19 protein-coding genes and 1 riboswitch are annotated in these 18,998 nt (G+C 39.6%); of the genes, 8 read left to right on the top strand and 11 right to left on the bottom strand.

Annotation, left to right across the window (positions count from 1 at the left end; translation table 11 throughout):
- Positions 1-88: 88 nt before the first annotated feature.
- A complete protein-coding gene (yaaA, locus tag GQR54_RS02970; protein ID WP_039488339.1) occupies positions 89-868 on the bottom strand; it encodes a peroxide stress protein YaaA in 780 nt (259 codons plus the stop codon).
- A gap of 225 nt (positions 869-1,093) precedes the next feature.
- Here yaaA and tal point away from each other — a divergent pair, with 225 nt between their 5' ends.
- Positions 1,094-2,044 carry a transaldolase gene (gene tal, locus GQR54_RS02965; RefSeq protein WP_007376481.1) on the top strand — a complete coding sequence of 317 codons (951 nt, stop codon included), beginning with the start codon at positions 1,094-1,096 and terminating at the stop codon, positions 2,042-2,044.
- A gap of 223 nt (positions 2,045-2,267) precedes the next feature.
- Entirely contained in the window at positions 2,268-2,456 is a 189-nt protein-coding gene (locus tag GQR54_RS02960; RefSeq protein WP_007583746.1) for a DUF3545 family protein, read from the top strand.
- A 107-nt stretch (positions 2,457-2,563) separates the two neighbouring features.
- Here GQR54_RS02960 and ung read toward each other — a convergent pair whose 3' ends face one another.
- From ung to GQR54_RS02920, 8 genes are all read right to left on the bottom strand, one after another.
- Positions 2,564-3,226, bottom strand: coding sequence for a uracil-DNA glycosylase (ung, locus tag GQR54_RS02955; protein WP_166376488.1), 663 nt, complete (start codon positions 3,224-3,226; stop codon positions 2,564-2,566).
- On the bottom strand, positions 3,223-4,083 hold the full coding sequence (locus GQR54_RS02950; RefSeq protein ID WP_166376487.1) for a cobalamin-binding protein: 861 nt from the start codon (positions 4,081-4,083) through the stop codon (positions 3,223-3,225). The genes ung and GQR54_RS02950 overlap by 4 nt, the downstream gene beginning before the upstream one ends.
- Complete coding sequence (cobO, locus tag GQR54_RS02945; RefSeq protein ID WP_165722116.1) at positions 4,083-4,682, bottom strand: cob(I)yrinic acid a,c-diamide adenosyltransferase; 600 nt, start codon at positions 4,680-4,682, stop codon at positions 4,083-4,085. Before cobO ends, GQR54_RS02950 begins: the two co-directional genes overlap by 1 nt.
- Positions 4,675-6,159, bottom strand: coding sequence for a cobyric acid synthase (locus GQR54_RS02940; protein WP_166376486.1), 1,485 nt, complete (start codon positions 6,157-6,159; stop codon positions 4,675-4,677). The genes cobO and GQR54_RS02940 overlap by 8 nt, the downstream gene beginning before the upstream one ends.
- 4 nt (positions 6,160-6,163) lie before the next feature.
- Positions 6,164-7,168 carry an iron ABC transporter permease gene (locus GQR54_RS02935; RefSeq protein WP_166376485.1) on the bottom strand — a complete coding sequence of 335 codons (1,005 nt, stop codon included), beginning with the start codon at positions 7,166-7,168 and terminating at the stop codon, positions 6,164-6,166.
- A 1-nt stretch (position 7,169) separates the two neighbouring features.
- Positions 7,170-7,982, bottom strand: coding sequence for an ABC transporter ATP-binding protein (locus GQR54_RS02930; protein ID WP_166376484.1), 813 nt, complete (start codon positions 7,980-7,982; stop codon positions 7,170-7,172).
- A 511-nt stretch (positions 7,983-8,493) separates the two neighbouring features.
- Positions 8,494-8,628, bottom strand: a riboswitch (cobalamin riboswitch).
- Positions 8,629-8,689: 61 nt separating this feature from the next.
- Positions 8,690-9,622, bottom strand: a complete 933-nt coding sequence (locus tag GQR54_RS02925) for a porin (protein WP_166376483.1) — start codon at positions 9,620-9,622, stop codon at positions 8,690-8,692.
- 166 nt (positions 9,623-9,788) lie between these two features.
- Positions 9,789-10,661 carry a LysR family transcriptional regulator gene (locus tag GQR54_RS02920; protein WP_010553277.1) on the bottom strand — a complete coding sequence of 291 codons (873 nt, stop codon included), beginning with the start codon at positions 10,659-10,661 and terminating at the stop codon, positions 9,789-9,791.
- A 91-nt stretch (positions 10,662-10,752) separates the two neighbouring features.
- Between GQR54_RS02920 and GQR54_RS02915 the strand changes: the two genes are divergently transcribed.
- Together GQR54_RS02915 and GQR54_RS02910 are read left to right on the top strand one after the other, a co-directional pair.
- Positions 10,753-11,127 (top strand): DUF413 domain-containing protein, encoded by a 375-nt coding sequence (locus tag GQR54_RS02915; protein ID WP_007583734.1) that lies wholly within the window; start codon positions 10,753-10,755, stop codon positions 11,125-11,127.
- 86 nt (positions 11,128-11,213) lie between these two features.
- Entirely contained in the window at positions 11,214-12,449 is a 1,236-nt protein-coding gene (locus GQR54_RS02910; protein ID WP_024592846.1) for a response regulator, read from the top strand.
- A gap of 17 nt (positions 12,450-12,466) precedes the next feature.
- Here the strand turns inward: GQR54_RS02910 and rarD are convergent, their stop codons facing one another.
- Positions 12,467-13,384: an EamA family transporter RarD gene (gene rarD, locus GQR54_RS02905; RefSeq protein ID WP_166376482.1), complete on the bottom strand. Its 918-nt coding sequence runs from the start codon at positions 13,382-13,384 to the stop codon at positions 12,467-12,469.
- A gap of 51 nt (positions 13,385-13,435) precedes the next feature.
- Positions 13,436-13,891 carry a thioesterase family protein gene (locus GQR54_RS02900; protein WP_007583728.1) on the bottom strand — a complete coding sequence of 152 codons (456 nt, stop codon included), beginning with the start codon at positions 13,889-13,891 and terminating at the stop codon, positions 13,436-13,438.
- A gap of 385 nt (positions 13,892-14,276) precedes the next feature.
- Between GQR54_RS02900 and recQ the strand changes: the two genes are divergently transcribed.
- The 4 genes from recQ to GQR54_RS02880 all read left to right on the top strand — a co-directional run bounded on the left by recQ (position 14,277) and on the right by GQR54_RS02880 (position 18,918).
- Complete coding sequence (recQ, locus tag GQR54_RS02895) at positions 14,277-16,100, top strand: DNA helicase RecQ (RefSeq protein WP_010553279.1); 1,824 nt, start codon at positions 14,277-14,279, stop codon at positions 16,098-16,100.
- A gap of 7 nt (positions 16,101-16,107) precedes the next feature.
- A complete protein-coding gene (locus GQR54_RS02890; RefSeq protein WP_007583724.1) occupies positions 16,108-16,392 on the top strand; it encodes a DUF3630 family protein in 285 nt (94 codons plus the stop codon).
- A gap of 171 nt (positions 16,393-16,563) precedes the next feature.
- Positions 16,564-18,273 carry a BamA/TamA family outer membrane protein gene (locus GQR54_RS02885; protein ID WP_024609055.1) on the top strand — a complete coding sequence of 570 codons (1,710 nt, stop codon included), beginning with the start codon at positions 16,564-16,566 and terminating at the stop codon, positions 18,271-18,273.
- Between the two features lie 69 nt (positions 18,274-18,342).
- Complete coding sequence (locus GQR54_RS02880) at positions 18,343-18,918, top strand: mechanosensitive ion channel domain-containing protein (protein ID WP_007583721.1); 576 nt, start codon at positions 18,343-18,345, stop codon at positions 18,916-18,918.
- Positions 18,919-18,998 lie beyond the last annotated feature (80 nt).

Raw genomic sequence — 18,998 nt, 5'->3', positions numbered from 1 at the left:
AATATTAGATGAGATTGCAAATATAACGCCAACATCAAAAAAGCCATGCAATGCATGGCTTTTAAGTTTTTTATTTAAGCTTATAAACCTAATTTTGTTCGTCGCGCATAAATACCGGCTCAAGCTCTTTAACTGTTGCCTCTGGGCTAAAGTAATAACCTGCTACCGTAAACTCTTTAAGTTGGCTTAACTGCGTTACTTTATTTTCGATAATGTAGCGCGCCATCATGCCGCGTGCTTTTTTAGCGTAAAAGCTAATTACTTTGTATTGACCGTTTTTACAGTCTTTAAAGTGTGGGGTAATAATTTGTGCATTTAATGCTTTCTTATCTACCGCTTTAAAGTATTCGTTTGAAGCAAGGTTAACTAAGTATTGCGCGTCTTGTGCTTTTAATACTTCGTTTAATTTATTCGCTATTACGCTGCCCCAAAACTCGTATAAGTTTTTGCCACGCGAGTTTTCAAGCTTGGTGCCCATTTCTAGGCGGTAAGCTTGCATTAAATCAAGTGGTTTTAATAAGCCATATAAGCCAGAAAGGATACGTAAGTGGTTTTGTGCATAATCAAGCTCGCTAGCTTTAAGCGTGCTTGCATCTAAACCGCCGTATACATCGCCATTAAAGGCAAGCACTGCTTGTTTAGCATTACTTTGTGTAAACGGCTGCGCCCACTCGCTAAAGCGTGCTGCGTTAAGCCCAGATAGCTTGTCGCTAATTTTCATTAAACTGCCAATTTGCGCTGGTGTTAGTTCACGGCATACTTTCATGAGCTCTTCGCTGTGCTCTAGTAATTCAGGCTGAGTGAACTTGTCTGTTGCGGGTGGCGTTTCGTAATCAAGATTTTTTGCAGGTGAAATAACAGTGATCATAGTTAGCTATTGACTTGTAATTTATTTAGTGTCAATTTCAACATTAAATGAAACGAAAAGCACGTTTTGTTTAAATAAATCCTCTCTTAATAACCCATGCATTGCCGTTTTTTTATTGATCAGGACATAAGACCTATCAAGCATTGTCACACTGTTGCAGTATGGATTAGATATATTAAGAGTGATTAGATTTTTCTTTTAACTTGCTTGGAATGAGGAAAGCAAATGACTTCAGCTCTACAAAGGCTAAAACAACATTCATCTATCGTAGCCGACACTGGTGATATTGAAGCTATTAAAAAGCATCAACCAGAAGATGCAACTACAAACCCATCGCTTTTATTAAAAGCGAGCGAGATTGAAGCATATAAGCCTTACCTAGATAAAGCTTGGAGCTACGCAAAAGAAACCGAGCAAGAGCCAGCTAAACAACTTGAACTAGCATGTGATTACTTTGCCGTATTACTAGGTAAAGAAATTAGCGCTATTGTACCTGGTTATATTTCTACTGAAGTAGATGCACGCCTTTCGTTTAATACGCAAGCTACGATTGATAAAGCACATACCCTACTTAGCCTTTACGAAAAAGAAGGTGTAAGCAAAGACAAAATTTTAATTAAAGTAGCGTCTACATGGGAAGGTATTAAAGCCGCTGAGCAGCTAGAAAAAGAAGGCACTAAATGTAACCTTACTTTATTATTTAGCGATGCCCAAGCCCGCGCGTGTGCCGATGCAAACGTATTTCTAATTTCGCCATTTGTTGGTCGTATTTTAGATTGGCACGTTGCTAACGGTATGGAAAAACCAACCGATCCGCTACAAGATCCGGGTGTTCAGTCTGTACGCAGCATTTTTGAATTTTACAAACGCCATGACTACAAAACAGTTGTGATGGGTGCAAGTTTCCGTAATACAGGTGAAATTATTGCACTTACAGGTTGTGACAAGCTAACTATTAGCCCTAATCTTTTAGAAGATTTAGGTAACCTTGAAGGCGCACAAGAATATTTGCTTGAAAGCGATGTTCCACAAGAGCCAAAACCAGAGCCATTAACAGAAGCACAGTTCCGTTGGTTACATAACCAAGATGCTATGGCTACTGAAAAACTAGCTGAAGGTATTCGCTCTTTTGCTGATGCACAAGAACAACTAGAGGCGCGCTTTAAAGCAATGTAATTTGCTATAATCGTGTTTTAAAAACGTCGCAATAGCGGCGTTTTTTTATGCCTAAAATACGCTACCCCTCTATATAATCTTCATATCGACTTCATATAATCTTCGTATAAACCTTCATCAATTAATCACACTTATGTAACATAACTGTCACTTTTTTATTCTATTTTAACTAGGCCTGTGGTATAGGTATTCTTGAGGTCAATAAAATCAATAGGAGAAGTTCATGGATAGCCTAAACGATATATTAGAGATATTAGAAGGACCAGATACAACAAGGAAAACCTCTCAGAAAAATAAAAAAAGAAAATGGCGTGAAATAGAAGCAATAAAAGACAAACAGCGCCTACGTAAAGAACTACAAGAACTAGACTACTTTACAGACAGTATTGCAATTGAAGAGCTCGACTTTTAATTCAATACGCCCCAACTAAACAAAAAGGCTTCCGATATATGGAAGCCTTTTTTAATGCGCTGAAAATAGCTGCATGAGATAAATTTATTATTCAGAGCCCAGGTTATTTACACCTGCCAGTTAATCGGTTTTTCATCTTGGGCTTGTAATAGCTCATTCGTTTTTGAAAAATGCTGACAGCCAAAAAAGCCTCTATGCGCCGAAAGCGGTGATGGGTGCGGCCCTTTTAAAACATGATGGCGAGCGCTATCTATGCCTTTACCTTTTTTTTGTGCATGTGCACCCCATAAAATAAATACCACATCTTCGCGGTGTTTATTAATATGCGCTATTACATTATCGGTAAATTGCTCCCACCCTAAATGCTTATGAGAATGCGCTTGCCCTTGCTCAACGGTCAATACTGTATTGAGTAAAAACACGCCCTGATCTGCCCAGCTTTGCAGGTACCCATGTTCAGGAACAGCAAAACCGCTGATATCGGTAGCTAACTCTTTGTACATATTTTTAAGCGACGGCGGCAGCTTTTTTACATCAGGCAATACCGAAAAACACAAGCCATGCGCTTGCCCTTCTCCGTGGTATGGGTCTTGTCCTAAAATTACAACGCGGATGTCATTTAGTGCTGTGGCATCAAAAGCACTAAATACTTGAGGTTCAGACGGATAAACAGCAACACCTTCATTGCGGCGATTAGCCACATACTCTAACGTTTCCTGCATGTAAGGTTGCTGTAATTCACTTTCTAAAAATGTAGCCCAATCGCTCATTGTGTACTCTTAATCTGTTTACGTGATGCGTCTATTTTATCACACATATCCGCGAGTCCATCTAGCATGCGCGGAGTAAAACGATGTAATAAATCGGCATTTACGCTAATAAATTGATCATTTTTAACGGCGGGCACTTCTGGCCACTTTTGCCAATTAACAACCGGCTGTGGTGTTTTTGATTTTTCATCAGGAATAATGATAACTTGTGGCTTAGTAACAATGACATTTTCGATACTAATTTGCGGGTAATCTGTAACGCTCTGTGCAAATACATTGCTTACATGGCATGTTTCAATCAGCTGATTTATCCATGTATTTTTACTTACTGTCATCATGGGCTCAGCCCATAACTGATAAAACCCGGTAATATTTTTTTTATCTTGCTGGCTTTTAACAATACCATTTAGCTTATGTTTAAATGCGCTTGCCGCTTGCTGGCTTTGCTTAATGTTCCCTGTAAATTCACCAAAAGTAAGTAACTCGTCGGCTACACCAGCGATTGTGGTGGGATTACTCAAATATACTTTTATGCCAAGGCGCTCTATTTGGGCTAAATCTTCGCTTTGATTTCCGCTTTTCCACGCAATTACTAAGTCGGGTTTAAGCGCCAATACTTTTTCAAGCGAGATACCGTAATAACCGCCTATGCGCTCAATACTTTGGGCCTCAGCAGGATAGTCGGCGTAATCAACCGTGCCCACAATATTATCGCCCGCCCCTATGGCAAATAGGTTTTCGACTATATGTGGTGCAAGCGCGATTATTCGCAGTTTTTTAGAATCATTAACCTGCTCTGCAAGTGCACTGCCCGATACACTAAAAAGCAGCAGCCCAATAAAAAGCGCTTTAAACATTAGTAATCAAACCCTTCAAGCGCTTTTATACCAGAGTCGAATGCGTGTTTTACATTACGCACTTCGCTTACTGTGTCGGCAAGGTCTGTTAAAGTACGGTGCGCTGCACGCCCTGTAATAATAACTGACTGCATTGGTGGGCGGTTATTAAGCGCCGTTACTACTTCATCTAAATCAACGTAGCCGTAGGTCACCATATACGTAAGCTCATCAAGTAATACTAAATCAATACTGCTATCAGCAAGCATGCGTTTTGACTCTTGCCATGTTGCTTGGGCGGCTGCGGTATCAGCTTCTTTATTTTGCGTATCCCAGGTAAAACCGGTGTTCATTACAACAAACTCAACACCTGCACCTTGTAATAAATTACGCTCGCCACATTCCCAAGTACCTTTGATATACTGGCAAACGGCTGCTTTTTTACCATGACCTACGCAGCGTGCTACAACGCCAAAACCCGAGGTTGATTTACCTTTACCATTACCCGTAATCACCTGAAAAATACCTTTAACATCTTGTGCGGCAGCAACACGTGCATCCACTTGCTCTTTTACTTTTTGTTGGCGTTGTTGGTGCTTATCGTTGTTTTGTTCAGTCATTATTGTGCCCTTCATAAATCGAGATAATTTGCTGTATGTTTAAATGCGTTTCGCACATGGTTGCTAATCGTTCTAACTGCTGCTCGCGGTGAGCGGCAATACTAATTGGGTTAATTGAGGCGCTTGGTTTTACCCATTTTAAAATTTGCGATGTAGCATCGGCTTCATCAAACAAACCATGTAAATAGGTGCCCGCAATGGCGTTATCATCGCTAATAAAGCCATCAAACGTAAAACCATGTGGGTGGTTTTCATCAAAGGTTAAAAATGGCTTATCAAGCGCTGCACCTTGGCTAATCCCTGCATGTATTTCGTAACCACTACAGGGTGTTGATTGGTTATTTAAAAGCAGTGTAGCGGTTATTTTAGTTAATACTTTTTGCGCTGTCAGCGTGGTTTCAAAGTCGCATAGAGCAAGCCCATTCACTTGTTTTAATGACGATTCAATACCATCGGGATCGTTGATTGTATTGCCCAGCATTTGCATGCCGCCACAAATGCCAAGTACTTTGCCACCATAGCGTAAGTGGCGCTTAATTTGTAAATCCCAGCCTTCATTTTTCAAAAAGGTTAAATCCCCCAGCACGTTTTTACTGCCTGGGAGAATGATCAGATCAACTTCTGGGATCGTTTGCGTATGGCGCACGTAATTTATATTAATGTTTGGGTGCAAACGCAGTGCATCAAAATCGGTGTGGTTACTAATGTGGGGAACAAGTAGCACTGCAATATTAATTGTGGCGTTGGTTACATTATTATCAATTGCGACGGCGTCTTCGGCATCAAGCGCAAGATCGTGCAAATAAGGTAATACGCCAAGTACGGGTTTGTTTGTGTATTCTTCAAGCCAATCAAGCCCGCCTTGCAGCAAACCTATATCGCCTCTAAATCGGTTTATAACAAAGCCTTTTACGCGCGCCTGTTCTGACTCGCTTAACAACGCAAGCGTACCTACCAAATGTGCAAACACACCACCTTTATCAATATCGGCAATAATAATGACAGGGCAATCTACCTCTTCGGCGTAACCCATATTGGCAATATCGTTTTCACGCAGGTTTATTTCAGCAGGGCTCCCCGCTCCTTCAACAAGGAGTAATTCAAAACGTTTAGCTAAGCGGTTATGTGAAGTAATTACCGCATCCATCGCGACTTTTTTATAGTCGTGATATTTGCCAGCTTCCATATTACTAATGGCTTTTCCGTGAATAATCACTTGTGCGCCCGTGTCGCTATTAGGCTTAAGTAATATAGGGTTAAAATCTATTTCGGGCTCTACTTTAGCTGCTATTGCTTGCAAAGCTTGCGCACGACCAATTTCGCCGCCATCTTTTGTTACTGCGCTATTAAGTGCCATATTTTGTGGTTTAAAAGGCGCAACCTTTACCCCTCTCTTAGCAAATACCCTGCAAAGGGCTGCAACTAAAGTGCTTTTACCTGCGTCGGAAGTAGTGCCTTGCACCATTAAGGTTTTCATGGAATTACACCCTTCGCTTTCTAAAAAACAATAAACTTAAAAAGAACACACTACCAATAGCAGCAGTAATAACGCCTACGGGCAATTCTTGGTTTTTTAGCAAGGAGCGCGAAAGTACATCAACCCACACCATAAATGTACCGCCCACTAAGCTGGTTACCAGTAAGCCAGCGATGGTGCCTTGGGATATAAAAAAGCGCACAATGTGCGGTACCATTAATCCTACAAACCCAATACCACCACACATAGCCACCAGCACAGCGGTAATTAATGAGCTCAAAACCAGCATAAGTATTCTAAAGCGCTGGACCCTAACACCTAATGTAATCGCGCTTTCATCGCCAAGTAACATAGCATTGAGTTGCCTTCTAAAGATCAGCATTACAAACGTACACAATGTGATTACCAATAAAGGTAACCAAAGCGTAGCCCACTGCGCACGAGCAAAGCTGCCCAGTGTCCAAAATAAAATAGCGGCTACCGCCTGAGGGTCGCTCCAATAAAGCAACAAACTGGTAAATGCACTAAATAAAAATGACAGAGCAACACCAGCTAATAACATTGATTCTACCTGTGCACTTTGCTGCCTACCTGCAATAAGTATTAATAAACTCATAGCGAGTAAGCTGCCCAGCAGTGCTGCTGCCGATAGCATAAAGCCTGCGCTAATGCCTGCTAGCGCCATAAGTAACACCACGCCAAATGAGGCACCCGACGATATACCAAATAAGTAAGGATCGGCTAAAGGGTTGCGCGTTACCGTTTGTAAAATAAGCCCCGCAATTGCTAAGCCAGAGCCTGCTAAAAAGGCGAGTAATGTGCGTGGCATTCTTAGCTCGTAAATAATACGCGAATTAAAAGACGCATCATTTGAGAGTAAAAAACTATTAAGTACGTCTTGAAGTGAGGTCTCTGCTGCGCCAAAACTAAGTGCTGCAAATAAGCTAAATAAAGCAGCTACAACACTTATAAATAGCGCAAATGATTGGCGAGTATTAACTGCGCTCATATTATTCATAACCATAAAAGTAAGTAATGTGAGGAATGCTATTTCCTGCTTTAGATAACTGCGGATGGTTATTTACTTGGGCGCAAACACCAAAAACGTCGCCTAGCATGTTTTCGGTTAATACCTCACTTGGCGTGCCTGTATGTGTAATTTCACCGTTTTTAATAACCACTAGTTCATCGCACATTGCAGAGGCTAAGTTTAAATCGTGAAACGATGCAAATACCGTTACACCCAACGATTTAGCAAGCTCCATAACCTGTATTTGGTATTTAACATCTAAATGGCTGGTTGGTTCGTCCATAATTAATAGTTGAGGTTGCTGCACAATAGCACGAGCAATAAGCGCTCTTTGTTTTTCACCGCCTGAGAGCGATTCAAAACTTTGATCAATATGATCCACTAACCCTACGGTGTTGATAGCTTGGATGATTTTTTGTTTATCAATATTGGTTATTGAGCTAAATAGCGATTTATGAGGCGTTAGCCCAAGTGCAATAACATCAAATACGCTTAAGTTAAATTGCGAAGGGGTTTCTTGTAAAACAACCGCGACTTTTTTTGCGTACTCATCACTTTTTAGCTGCCAAATGTCGGTGTTGTTAAACTCTACAACGCCATCACTTGGTTTATTAAAACGATATAAACAACGCAATAAGCTCGATTTACCTGCGCCATTAGGTCCAATTAAACCAACAAATTTACCTGTGGTTATTTTAAGGTTTATTTTTTTGAGAATCGTTTTATTGCCAATACCCCATGATACGTTTTTAACGTTTAGTAATGGTTTATTTAATGGCGTTTGAGTGCGCAATAGTCAGTCCTAGGCTAGGGTCTGTTGATCTTTCAAGGTTAAATTTGCAACAGTCTGTTTGGTATTTAGGCAAGGCAGAGCCTATGTAGTGTGGTTATTCCCCATAAATGGGCGATAACGTAGCATTAATGCCAAACAGGCGCTGCCCAAAGGGTTCTTCCTAGGGGCTATTTACTCTTTGTTGCTCGGTTTTTACTTAGCCCACCAGGTTACAAACCTCGCGCCGCGATTAAATAGCCCCTAGTTTGAACAAATTTTAATCCGCAAAGATCAACAGACCCTAGGTTAAACTCACCAAAATGCGATAAAAATACTAATGCACTACAAGAAAAAATGAGTAAACCCGCTCGTTAAAAGAATTCATACCAATTGCATTAAATTAGTGATTTATTATAGCGACAAATAAATAGCTTAATAACAAGGCGGAAATTATGACATATAGTTGTTCTATATGAATAATTTTTAACGAAGTTAGTAAGTTATTTAATTCGCTAGAAAGATCATGTTTTTAATAAAATTGGTATCATACCATTTGTATCTGACTTAAAGCTTTGCGCTAATTACAGTTGCGGGAACAGTCGAGGACTCGCACCTCATTCCAAATGAAGCTCTATTATGGGCGGCTAAGTAAATAATTTAAAGCAAAAAAAACCGCACTCAAAAGAGCGCGGTTAAAAAGGGAGTGTTTTAACTAATTAGGCTAGTCGTTAAAACTTGTATTCCATACCTAAGCCTACGTAATCTTGGTCAACGTTGTTGTCCATGTCGAAGCTTGAATAAAAGCCAAATACTTTAATGTTTTTATTTAATTTGTGGTCAAGACCAACTGAAATTGCTGACTTATCGTCGCTGTCGTCAAAGTCCATATCTTGGTATTGCACTTTAAATGTGTTGCTACCCATGCTGTAAGCAGCATTTAGCAAGTAACCATCCGCTTCTGCGCTGCCATCTACTGCTTCTTGTGTTTGGTACATTGCACCCAATTTAAAGTTTTCAACTTTACCTTGGATTGATGCACGCACTACGTCGTAGCCATTTACTTCACTATCGGCTGCAATAGAGGCGTATACCGCGCTCTTTTTAAGAGCCACGTCACCGTATGTCACCGCCATTGAATAACCGTTATCAGCGTCTACATCGTCTTCAGCTACAAAAGTAGCAAGTACTTTAAAGCCTTCGTATGAGTTTGATGAGTAGCTAACTGTGTTTCCTAAGCGGTTTTCACCTTTAAATACATTTTTAATATCGCCTTCAAGGTCGTTAAATAAATCTAACTTACCTTGAGATTGCTTAAGCGCAGTATCGTTACGACCAATTACAACCTGACCAAACGCACCTTTTAAACCAACGTATTGGTTACGCGCAGAAATATTGTCGTCGTTATCGCCTTTTGAATCAGCATCAGACACATCAACTTGAAACTCAAACTTATATACCGCTTCTAAACTATCATTTATTTTTTCAGAACCTTTAACACCAAGACGAGATGCATTACTTTTTATCTCGGTAAAAGACCCTTCGCCATCATCAGATGATTGCACTGTTACATTCGCTTTACCGTAAATGTCTACGTCGGCAAGTGCATTAAAAGATAAACCACTTAATAGTGCTAAGCATAAGCTCGATTTTACAAATTTCATGTTATTTCCTTGGATAATCACAAAAGACTAATTTTCAAAACTGCTGCATTTTGTCATTCCTAAATGACAGTAATATTACAATAGAAATATTACTGTCTTTTTTTGTTAATAAAAATGCATTAAATATGAAATCAAAATAACATGAAAGCCTAGTAGATGGTCGTACTTACTTACCTTGCTTTAATGACAAGCTTGGCGTCATTTGCGAAAGTAAATTAACTAAGGTTTCTATTAGCTCTTTTTGCTCGTTGTCTCTGTGATACGCAATAAATACGTCTCTTGAGGTGTTTTCTACCCCTTTAACATGAAACAACTCACCTTTTTCTAAATGCCCTTCAACCAATACTTGAGGTATAAATGCACTACCACCACATTGCAGTATTAAATCAAGTGCAATACGTCCCGTGCTGGTTCTAAAGTAAGGTGGCGTTTTTCCTGTAAACTGACGCGCATGCCAAAGAGAAAAAGTAGTTCCCCAATCCACATACACATATTGATTATCAAAAAAGTTTTCGTTCGTTGCGGTGTCGTATCCGCTTACTGGAATGATTGGCAACTCACAAATACGCTCTACTACGAGTTCATCTACTTTTGGTGGATCAAATAATATTGCCAAATCGAGAGTACGCTCTAATAAAAGTCGAGTGCTCTCTTGTTGTGCTTTAACTTCTGCAACTAACGACACGCCCGGCATCGCCGATACAATATTTGTTATACCAAACTGTAAAAAAGCATCCCAAATATTAGGCGTTCCTGCTAAGCTAATTTGCTTATGCATATTGTCGGCAAGTGCAACATCGACTTTGGCCCGCTGCATGCCCGTAATAATCATTTGTGCGTGCGGTAATAAGCGCTCGCCAGGTGCTGTAAGTTGAATATTATTACGCTGGCGAATAAACAAATTAACACCAAGCCCTTGCTCTAATTGGCGAATTCTAAAGCTCACTGCAGACTGCGTAATATAAAGGTTTTCGGCCGCTTTACCAAAGTGACGCGTACGCACTACCTCAACGAATGTTTTTAATAAATCGATATCCAATTTTTTATCCTCACGATAAAAATAATTTGTTTAATAAATTGCCAAACTTGCATCATACTCCAGCTAATTAATAGGGTATGAGGATAAAGCTATGAGCAATAACATTTCATTACTACGCCAAGCATTTGTTAGCCAACGTCAATTTTATGATGATCAGAATTTTCCACGTGGTTTTAGCCGCAGCGGAAACTTCACCTTATTAGAAGCCAGTATATTAGAACAACACGGTGTTGTTTTAAGAGGCTTATACAGTAAAACAATTGAGCCGCAAAACGAACATCAAGAACAGTTTGTAGCAGTAGTCACTGGCTCACAAGAACCTACTAACCCAATCGAACGTGCTTGGGTAAAATACTTAAAGCTAACGACCTGTAAAACTAAGTTTCATACTTTATTTGGCCGCTCAAAAATGTCAGGACCGGCACCGATTAGCCAAGAGTATTATTCAGAAGCGGATAATCTGTAAGTACTTAAGTTATTTGCTTTTTTGCGTTTTAACAGTTACAACTTGTATAAGCAAATATTTTTGCAAAATATAAACAGGGTTGTTCCGTGACGCGAAAAATACTAATAGTTGAAGATACACCTGCAATGGCGCGAGTGCAAAAGCACATCGCGCTTAAAGCAGGCTATGAAGTTGATATAGCAGAGTCATTAGCACAAACAAAAGAGCTTATAAGTAAAAATAGCTACTTTTGCGCTGTAGTTGACTTTATATTACCTGATGCCCCATCAGGTGAAGCAGTACCCTGCACTGTTAATGCTGATATCCCAACTATTGTAATGACGGGTAATATTGATAAAAAAACCCGCGACACCGTCGAAAAATACCCAATCATCGATTACATCATTAAAGAAAACAAACAAGCTTACCAATACCTAGAAAAACAATTACACCGCTTACCTCGCAATGAAAATGTAAAAGTACTCGTTGTTGATGATTCTAAATCGACTCGACGATACATTTGCAGCTTGTTAGTTCGTCACAAATATCAAATTATTGAAGCACAAGACGGACAAGAAGCATTAAAAATGCTCGAAAGTTCACCCGACATTTCAGTCATCATTACTGATAACGAAATGCCAAACATGAATGGTGATGAGTTATGTAGCGAAATTCGCCGCTTATATAGCAATGACGAAAAAGCCATTATTGGTATTTCGGGCTCTGACTCTGTAGGGCTTTCTAGTTTATTTTTAAAAAATGGCGCAAACGATTATTTACATAAACCTTTTAATAGTGAAGAGTTTTACTGCAGGCTTAGCCAAAACGTCGATATGCTAGAACAAATAGCCACAATTAAACGCCAAGCCAACACCGATTACCTAACTAATCTACCTAATCGTCGTTACTTTTTTGAAGAAACAAACAAATCACTCAAAAAGATTAAAAATAAGCAAGGTTCAGGAGCGCTAGCCATGCTTGATATTGACCATTTTAAAATAATTAATGACACTCACGGGCATGATGTAGGCGACGAAGTATTAAAAGGGCTCTCCATTTGCTTTAGCAAATATTTTAAAAAGTATTTAGTGGCCCGCTTAGGTGGCGAAGAGTTTGCCGTTTACTTTGCAAATGCGGATAAACAAGAAGCGCTAAAAAGACTTGAAGGTTTTAGGTACTTTATAGAGGCGAATAGCCAAGAGTTTAGTAAAGAAAAAATCAAATTTACTATATCTATTGGTTTTGCAGATGGGCCTGTTTATCAAATTGATGAATTATTAAAACAGGCCGATTTAAAGCTTTACGACGCTAAAGAATCTGGTCGTAATAAAGTAGTTAGCTAACAGCTCTATTAGGTTAATTATACTTCAGCGGCTGTAATAGCCGCTTTTTTACGTTTGCGTGATTGATTGTAAGAGTCCCAACTAAAAATAGCTAGCGCACTCCAAATACATGCAAACGTTACTAATCTCTCAGCGTCAAACACTTCACCGTAAAACACCACTGCCAATATAAACATTAGGCTTGGCCCAATATACTGAAAAAAGCCTAATGTAGTGTATTGCAAACGCTTAGCGGCGCCGGTAAAACACAGCAATGGTAATGTAGTTACAATACCTGCACTAATCAGTAATGCATTAGTATGCCAATCGTTAGCTGGCAGGCTTGATGTTACTGTAGGCACCATTAACCACCAATAAATGAGTGCAACAGGCAGTAATATAAGTGCTTCAAGCAAAATGCCAGGCAAGGCTTCAACGGGTAGTTTTTTACGTAACAAACCATAAAGCGCAAACGATATAGCTAATGAAAATGCCACTACCGGAAACGAGCCAAAACTAATTAGCTGCAGCACAACACCGGTAAAGGCCAGTGCCACTGCTACACCTTGAAACTTACGCAGGCGTTCACCTAAAAAGAGCATACCCAGTAATACATTTAAAAGAGGGTTTATGTAATAGCCCAAACTCGCATCAAGCATATGGTTATTATTTATAGCCCATATAAATAAACCCCAGTTAAACCCTAGTAATGTTGAGGTAATAACAAGCATAAGCAAAAGCTTAGGCTGAACAATAATGCGTTTAATTTTACCCCAATACTTTAAAACACTTACTACTAATACTAAAAATACAACCGACCAAACAACCCGATGCATTAAAATTTCAAAGGCAGAAACATGCTGAATTAACTTAAAATATATTGGCGCAAGGCCCCACATAAAAAAAGCAAGACAAGCAAAAATAGCACCTTTACGCTGCTCAGTATCAATCGACATAATAAACACTTAGTGATTTAAAAGGCCGCTAGTTTACTTGCCATACACGTTTTATCCAACTAAATACGTGCCTGTCCCAAAAGCAATTTGAACAGACTGTTCGTTATGTAATTCCATTCGACAAACACACACTTTATTACCTGAGCGAATAAGTGTGGCACTCGCTGTAAAGCTCTCTCCTTTACCAGGGCGCAAATAGTCAGTGCGCAAGTCGATAGTCCCAAGCGTGGCTAATTTTGTTTGCACACTTCCTATATCTAAATCGGTGAGCTTATCAATCACGCTTGCTGCAGCGAGCATACCGCCTACATTATCAAGTACGGCTGAAATAACACCACCGTGCAGTATTTTTTGCGCAGGGTTACCAATGAGTACATCCTGCCACGGAAACGTAATTTTGGCCTGTTCAGGGCTCAACGACTCAACCGATATTTGTAAAAACTGGTTAAACGGCATGCCATTTACAAATAATGCGCCCACTTGTTCAATTAACATTTCTTTATTCATTATTATTCTCTATGTTTAAACTGGTACGATGAGTAAAGCATAACTTAAGCAAAACTACGAGGCTCTAGTTAAATCATTTACTTAGCAACCTAACTTTAAGAAAGCAGATCTATCTTAATAAGCGGTTTCAACACTACCAGAGTTTAATTTACTTACAATAGAGTTGAGGTTAATACCAATTAGCTTAATTAAGTGATCTATCTGGAGGTAAGAAAATAGTGTCTATAACAAGGCAAAAAACTCGTTATTTAGTTGTTCTATATCAGAAATTTTTAACGCAGCTAGCGTCAGATTTGATCCCTCAAATTGATTAAGTAGTATTGCGGATTGGTATAAGTAACTCAGCTAAAGACATCTCACTAAAAAACCACTAAAATACCCGCCAATGAATACATCAACACCACCTTCTAGCACCCTTGTGCGTAAACCCGAAACTGTCCTCAAACAAGTGTTTGGCTACAGTGAATTTCGCGACGGCCAAAAAACAGTTATTGATGCTGCTATTAACGGCCAAGACTCGCTTGTATTGCTCCCTACTGGCGGCGGAAAATCGGTTTGCTATCAAATACCCGCTTTAGTGCTCGAAGGCGTCACTATTGTCATATCTCCGCTCATATCGCTAATGCAAGATCAGGTAAGTCAACTTCAAGCACTTGGGGTAAAAGCCGCTTACGTAAATAACAGCTTAGCGCGAGAAGAGCAGCAATTGGTGTATCAACAGCTTCATCAGGGGCAAATTAAGCTTTTATATGTGGCACCTGAAAAAGTATTACAACGCGAATTTTTAGAGCGTTTATCGCATTTAAATGTAAGCTTATTTGCCATTGATGAAGCGCATTGTGTGTCGCATTGGGGTCACGATTTTAGGCCTCATTACTTTCGCTTAAACGAATTAAAGCAACGTTTTGCACATGTACCCATGATGGCGCTCACTGCAACTGCCGATAAAGCCACCCGTTTTGATATAGTTGAGCAACTAAAACTACAACAGCCTTATATTCATACTGGCAGCTTTGATCGCCCCAATATTCGCTACACTATAGAAGAAAAATTTAAACCTATGGTGCAATTGCTTCGCTACCTAAAGGAGCAAAAAAGCCAAAGCGGTATTATTTATTGCACCAGCCGTAAACGCGTAGACGACATTGCTGAAAAAATTGCAGATGCAGGGCTAAACGCTGCCGCTTACCATGCAGGTATGAGTAACGAGCAACGACAATTTGTACAAACTGGCTTTGCCCGTGACGATATACAAATAGTGGTCGCAACCGTTGCTTTTGGTATGGGTATAAACAAGCCTAACGTGCGTTTTGTACTGCATTACGATATTCCAAAAAGTATAGAGTCGTACTATCAAGAAACAGGGCGTGCTGGGCGAGATGGACTTGCCGCAGAAGCCATAATGTATTTTGACCCAGCTGATATTGGCCGTGTAAGACGCTTTTTTGAAGACATAGACGACGAGCAACGCCGCCGTGTAGAAGAACAACGCTTTAACGCAATGGCAAGCTTTGCAGAAGCACAAACGTGTCGTCGGCAAATATTGCTTAACTATTTTAGTGAATATCAACGCGAACCTTGTGGTAACTGCGATATTTGTCTAAATCCACCTAAAAGCTTTGACGGTACATTAGTTGCCCAACAAGCGCTTTCTTGTGTGTACAGAGCTGACCAGCGCTTTGGTCTTGGGTACATTGTTGAATTACTACGTGGTGCAAATACTAGCCGCATACGCGATAACAATCATCATGAGCTAAGCACTTACGGCATAGGTAAAGATAAAAGCAGTGAATTTTGGCTTAGTATTTTACGCCAGCTTATTCATCAAGGCTTACTTAGCCAAGATATAACGCAAGGTGCGTCACTTAGGTTAACCGAAGCCGCGCGTGCAATTTTAAAAGGTGAGTACGCACTGCAATTAGCCGAGCCACGCCTGCAAGCCAAACACGTTTATCAAGATAAATTAGCACAATTTAATTACGACAAAAAACTGTTTGCTCGCCTGCGCGCACTACGTAAAGAACTTGCTGATGCCGATGATGTACCACCTTATGTGGTATTTAATGATAAAACGCTAGCCGAAATGGCGCAGCTTATGCCAACAAACGACAGCGAATTTTTAAAAGTGTCGGGTGTGGGTTTTACTAAGTTAAATAAATACGGCGGCGAGTTTTTAACTGCAATTCGCAATTACCTAGCTACAAATTAAGAATGTTATGACCCAAATAGAATATGACCACGCCCATAAATACATTTTAATTACGCCAGTCGAGCCTCCACACGATGAAGACTTTGAACTGTGGAGCACACTCTTTTTACACTCAGACGATGTAACACTCAATGAGTATTCTGCAGGCGCCGATCGCCATCAAGTTCGCTTTACCTATAATCAGCAGACCTTTAATTTAAACTATGAGCATTACAGCCAAAGTATTTGGATTAATGCCGAAGGCCATGAAGCTGAGCACTTATTAGCCGCTTTAGCATTTTATTTAAGTTAGCTTTTAATATCCCGCCCACAGGCGGTTCTAAACCAGGTTGGTTATTAACATAAGTGAATATGAGTAACAATTAATTAGTTTCAAAATCCATACCTTTTACTTACATTATAATAACAATGATGTAAGCTGATATTACGATAGTCATTTGCTACGTAGCAGTAAAGAGGTTTAATGGTGAACAAGAAATGGATAGCACAATGTTGTATTAGCTTAACGGTTTTAAGCTTTTATGTGCCTAATGCATTCGCACAACAATCTTCAACGAAAACTGATAACTGCCTTGTAGAACAGACAGATTTAAGCACAAATAAAAACTTACGCCGAGAAGTTCAAGACAAAACAACCCTCACGCACAGTAATAGTAACGCTAAAATAGCCTCAATAAAGCTCAAGCAACTTAATGTATTTAATACTGAGCTTGAAGAGGAGAACAACGCACTATTTCGATTTGCTAACCGCGCTCATATTCAAACAGAGCCCGATGTCATTAATAACCTTTTATTATTCTCCCCTGGTGACAAGTACGATGCTAAAAAGCTTGCAGAGTCTGAGCGCCTACTTCGTAAAGAAAGCTACTTATATGATGCACAAATTAGTGCAATCGAAAACTGCGACGGTGACGTTAATGTAGAAGTGGTTACCCGTGATTTGTGGACACTTTTACCTGAAGTAAACTTTAGCCGTAGCGGCGGAGAAAATAAATCGAGTATAGGTTTTAGAGAATCAAACCTGCTTGGTTGGGGGAAGCGCCTTTCGTTGTCACGCACGACCGACAGCGATCGTAGCGGTTATTTATTTGTTTACGACGATCCTAATATTTTATCTACTCGCTACCGCGGCCGTTTAGAGTACGCTGATAACAGCGATGGCAAGCGCCATTTACTTGAGCTAACCTATCCATTTTACGCGATAGACACCCCTTTTAGTTACGGTATTTTAAGCTATTCTGAGCAGCGCGAAGAGTCACTATATAAACGCGGCGAAGAGTTTAGCGAATTTGATCAAACTACTGATTTAAACCGTGCATTTATAGGACACTCTAAAGCGCTTAATAATAATTGGACCCAACGCTTAACCTTAGGTTATACCGACGAGCAGCATACCTTTGAAGCTATAGACACTACATTTGCACCACTTGCCGATGACAGAAGTTTAAGTTATCCCTTTATAAGCGGCCATTGGTTTGAAGATAACTACATAAAAGTACGCAATTTTGACAGTATATCTCGCACTGAGGATTTAAACTTAGGTTGGAATATTAAAAGCTTAATTGGCTATTCAGACGAATCATTAAGTAATGACGACAGCCGCGCGGTGTATTCTTTTAACTTTAAAAAAGCCCACTTTACTAACGATAATACCTTATGGCGTTTTAGTGCTGATATTGATGGCTATTGGAATAAAGAACAGAAAAAACTCGAAAACTTTATGGCCACCAGCCAAGTACAATATTATTTAAATACCAGTGAAGACCAATCTTGGTATGTTAAAGCCCGGGTGCAATACGCAAAAAACCTTACTGCTGATCAACAGCTTACTTTAGGCGGCGAAACAGGCCTGCGTGGTTACCCTATGGATTATCAACATGGCGACCGCAGCTTTTTAGTTAATCTAGAAAAGCGCTATTACTGGGAGTACGATTTACTACAACTATTTAAAGTGGGTGGCGCAGCTTTTGTAGATGTGGGCAGAGCATGGTTTAACGATAAAGATAATGGTGAAAACGCACATGTATTAAAAAATATAGGCGTGGGTCTTCGTTTAGCACCGAGTCGTGCAAACTCAGGAACCATGATTCACATTGATATTGCAGCCCCAGTTGATAGCTACGATGACGTAGACTCAGTACAGTGGTTAGTAAGCGTTAAAAACACTTTTTAAATAATACAAACGCGTTAAACTAATACCAATTGAATTAAATTAAATTGGTATAAAAGTTCAGGGCCTAATGTGGAAATAATAGAAGTTTTAGAATTGTTTGCATCACAATATAAGTTAATTGTAACTATAATCGCTATTTTGGTTTTCCCTCTGCTATTAAAAATAACCAAAAAATTACTCGAAAAAGCAATTAAGGGGAAAGTTGATTTACACCGAAAATACCGTGCAGAGCTCTTACTAAAAATTATACTCGCCTTTGTCGTGCTGTGTTTAGTTTTAGTATTTTGGGGTATAGAGCTTCGTGGCTTATTGGTTTTAGGCTCCTCTTTATTCGCTATGTTAGGCGTAGCGCTTTTTGCCGCTTGGTCATTACTGAGTAACCTAACCGCATTTTTACTAATGTTTATTCAAAACGATTGCCGTGTTGGCTATTGGGTACGAATTATTGATGGTGCAAATCATGTTGAAGGGCGCATTGTTGAAATGGGCTTAATGAATGTAGTACTTGAGCATATTGATGGGCACCGTGTAATTTACCCTAATAATTTATTTGTGACACGCCCTGTCATGGTTTTAAATAAAGAACCAAAGCCAACAAAAGCTCCCGTTATAAAGCGTATTATTGGCCCTAAAAAACATAGTTAAAAAAGTACTAGTCACAAAAAAGCCGCAGTAAGTAATTAACTTCTGCGGCTTTTTAATGCTTTAACTAACCAAAATTAAGG

Source organism: Pseudoalteromonas sp. Z9A4 (genome assembly GCF_011378845.1).
GTDB lineage: Bacteria > Pseudomonadota > Gammaproteobacteria > Enterobacterales > Alteromonadaceae > Pseudoalteromonas > Pseudoalteromonas arctica.
The sequence above is the reverse complement of the archived record's forward strand: the minus strand, read 5'-3'. Positions and strand labels throughout refer to the sequence as shown.